The organism is Streptomyces viridosporus, assembly GCF_002078235.1.
In the GTDB taxonomy this organism is placed as follows: domain Bacteria; phylum Actinomycetota; class Actinomycetes; order Streptomycetales; family Streptomycetaceae; genus Streptomyces; species Streptomyces viridosporus.
This window is the reverse complement of the sequence record NZ_MSGP01000685.1, coordinates 1-3,025: the sequence shown is the minus strand read 5'-3', so window position 1 is coordinate 3,025 and position 3,025 is coordinate 1. Positions and strand designations below refer to the sequence as shown.

Sequence of the window (3,025 nt, the reverse complement as noted above, 5' to 3'; positions counted from 1 at the left end):
CTGCGGACCCTGGGGCGGGAGCCGGAAGTCGGGGTCCGGGGCGGAGGGGACCGGCGGCGGGAAGGCGTGGCCGGCCGGCGCCCCCGTGGCGGCCGGCGCCTGCGGATAGCCGTAGGCGGGCTGAGCGGTCGGATGCGGGTAGCCGTAGGCGGGCTGGGCCGCCGCGGGGGGCTGCTGCGGCGGATAGCCGTACGAGGGCTGCGCGGGCACCCCCGCCGGCTGCTCGGGCGGCAGCGGCCGGGACACCTCGGGGACCGGCGGCACCACCGGGGCGTGCGGCTGGGTCGGCGCCTCCGGAGGGGTCCGGTCCGGGGCCGGGACCTGCGTCTGCGCCGTCGCGGGCGCCTGCTGGACGGTGTCGGCGGCCTCCGGCTCCTGCGCGGCCTCCGACTCGTCCACCGAGATGCCGAAGTCGGTCGCCAGGCCCTTCAGCCCGTTCGAATAGCCCTCGCCGAGCGCCCGGAACTTCCAGCCGTCCCCCCGCCGGTACAGCTCGCCGCAGATCAGCGCGGTCTCCTGGCCCGTCTCCGGCTTGATGTCGAAGTACGCCAGCGCGTCCCCGTCGGCCGCCTGTGCGTCGTACAGCAGAATGCGCAGCGCCCGTACGTGGTCGAACGTGACCCCGTCCGCCGACGCGACGAGGAGAATCCGGCCCACGTCGGACTCGACACCGGCGAGATCTGTCTGGATCGTATCGGTCAGGCTCTCGGTGACCCGCTTCTTGCCGAGTCGCCAGACCGTCCCGGAGGGGTGCCGGGGCTGGTTGTAGAAGACGAAGTCCTCGTCGGAGCGCACGCGGTCGTCGGGGCCGAGGAGCAGCGCGGAGGCGTCGACGTCCGGCACCCCCTGCCCGGGCGACCAGCGCAGCACGGCGCGTACCGTGGTGGCTTCCAGAGGGATGTTGGACCCCTTCAGCATCGCGTGCGTCATGCGGTCATCCTGCCTTCTCCGTCCTGGTCACGACAATGCGGGGTGCGTGGGGCGATACGGCGGGGTTACCTGATGTTCACGGCGGGCGGGAACCTCCGACATCGATCTCTACGTACTATTACCGGCCACCTTCCTACCTTGCACAGACCGCCCAGAAGCCACGGGGGAGTTCAATGCGTCATTTCGGGCACATCGCCCCTGCGGTGCGGAAACGTCTCTTCTACCGGGAGCCGAGCGTGTTCACGCAGGACTCCCCGACCCGACTGCTCTCCGCGGCGCTCGGCGCCACCCTCTACAGCCCGGCGACCCGGCCCCGGCTCGCCGACGACGTCGTCAAGCAGGGCGGACGCGGGGTGGTCTCGATGGTGCTGTGCCTGGAGGACTCCATCGCCGACGCGGACGTGAGCGCCGCCGAGGAGAACCTCGTGCGCCAGTTCACGGACCTGGCCGGACGGCCCGGAGCGGATCTGCCGCTGCTGTTCATCCGGGTCCGCTTCCCCGAGCAGATCCCCGACCTGGTCCGGCGCCTCGGCCCCGCCGTCCGGCTGCTGTCCGGATTCGTCCTGCCGAAGTTCACCGCGGAGCGCGGCCTGCCCTTCCTGGAGGCGGTGACCGCCGCCGAGGCCGGCCACGGCCACCGGCTCTTCGCCATGCCGGTGCTGGAGTCGCCCGAGCTGCTCTACCGGGAGTCGCGCGTGGCGACCCTGGAGGGCATCTACCGCGCGGTCGACAAGCACCGCGACCGGGTCCTCGCACTGCGGCTCGGCGTGACCGACTTCTGCTCCTCCTACGGGCTGCGCCGGGGCCCCGACATGACGGCGTACGACATCCAGGTCGTCGCCTCCGTGATCGCCGACGTGGTGAACATGCTGGGCCGGGCCGACGGCACCGGGTTCACCGTGACCGGGCCGGTCTGGGAGTACTTCCGGAACCAGGAGCGCATGTTCAAGCCGCAGCTGCGGCAGAGCCCCTTCCTGGAGGTGCAGGCCGCGGCGCTGCGCCAGACGCTGATCGAGCACGCCATGGACGGCCTGCTGCGCGAGATCTCCCTCGACCGGGCCAACGGCCTGCTGGGCAAGACCTGCATCCACCCCTCGCACGTGCTGCCGGTGCACGCGCTGTCCGTGGTCAGTCACGAGGAGTTCAGCGACGCCCAGGACATCCTGCGGCCGGAACGCGGCGGTGGGGGTGTACTGAGGTCGGCCTACACGAACAAGATGAACGAGGTGAAGCCGCACCGCGCCTGGGCCGAGCGGGTCCTGCTGCGCGCCGAGGCCTTCGGCGTGGCGAACGAGGACATCGGCTTCGTGGAGCTGCTCGCGGCGTGCCTGGAGGAGTGACCGCGCGCACCGCACCGGCCCCGAGGGCCGCACAGACCCGACCGGCCGCGACGACCACGCCGGCCGAACCGAGCGCAGGGAATCCATGGAGAACGCAGTGAACGAGGGGGAGCGGCGAACGGTGCCCGACGGGGCGCCGCGGACCGGCGGCGACGTCTGGTCCGGGAACTGGGTCGCCCAGCGGCTCGGTGTCGAGCTGGTCGGGGACGACCGGCTCACCGAGCTGCTGGGACTGGCGCTGCGCCGCAACCCGAAGCGGGCGCACCTGCTGGTGTCCCACGTCCTCGGCAAGCACGTCCCCCAGTCGCCGTCCGTGGTGTACGGCCACGGCTTCGCGCTCGGCCGCCGGGTGCGCGAGCTGCTGGGCGACGAGGCGGGCCGGGCGGTCGTCCTCGGGTACGCGGAGACCGCGACCGGCCTCGGCCACTCGGTCGCCGACGGCCTGGGCCTCGCCCCCTGCCTGCACTCCACCCGCCGCCCGGTCCCCGGGGTCGCCACCGCCGGCGGCTTCGAGGAGTCCCACTCCCACGCGACCTCCCACCTGCTGCTCCCGGAGGACCCGGAGCTGCTGGCCGGGGACGGCCCGCTGGTCCTGGTCGACGACGAGTTCTCCACCGGGAACACGGTGCTGAACACCATCCGCGACCTGCACGCCCGCCACCCGCGGCGCCGCTACGTCGTGGTCGCCCTGGTCGACGTGCGCTCGCCCGCCGACGCCGGCCGCCTGAAGGACTTCGCCCGCGAGATCGGCGCCC

Annotated in this window: 3 protein-coding genes; 2 read left to right on the top strand and 1 reads right to left on the bottom strand. The window is 72.9% G+C overall.

From position 1 onward, the window contains the following. Positions 1-930 (bottom strand): TerD family protein (locus B7L92_RS35790; protein ID WP_081241362.1); only part of this gene is annotated, 930 nt, incomplete at its 3' end. A gap of 173 nt (positions 931-1,103) precedes the next feature. Between B7L92_RS35790 and B7L92_RS35785 the strand changes: the two genes are divergently transcribed. Together B7L92_RS35785 and B7L92_RS35780 are read left to right on the top strand one after the other, a co-directional pair. Beyond that, entirely contained in the window at positions 1,104-2,270 is a 1,167-nt protein-coding gene (locus B7L92_RS35785) for an HpcH/HpaI aldolase/citrate lyase family protein (protein WP_081241361.1), read from the top strand. Positions 2,271-2,355: 85 nt separating this feature from the next. Beyond that, on the top strand, positions 2,356-3,025 hold a 670-nt coding region (locus B7L92_RS35780), incomplete at its 3' end, for a phosphoribosyltransferase domain-containing protein (protein ID WP_255311300.1).

Coding starts and splice junctions, on each gene's coding strand:
- B7L92_RS35785 (WP_081241361.1), top strand. CDS start 1,104: ATGCGTCATTTCGGGCACATCGCCCCTGCGGTGCGGAAACGTCTCTTC.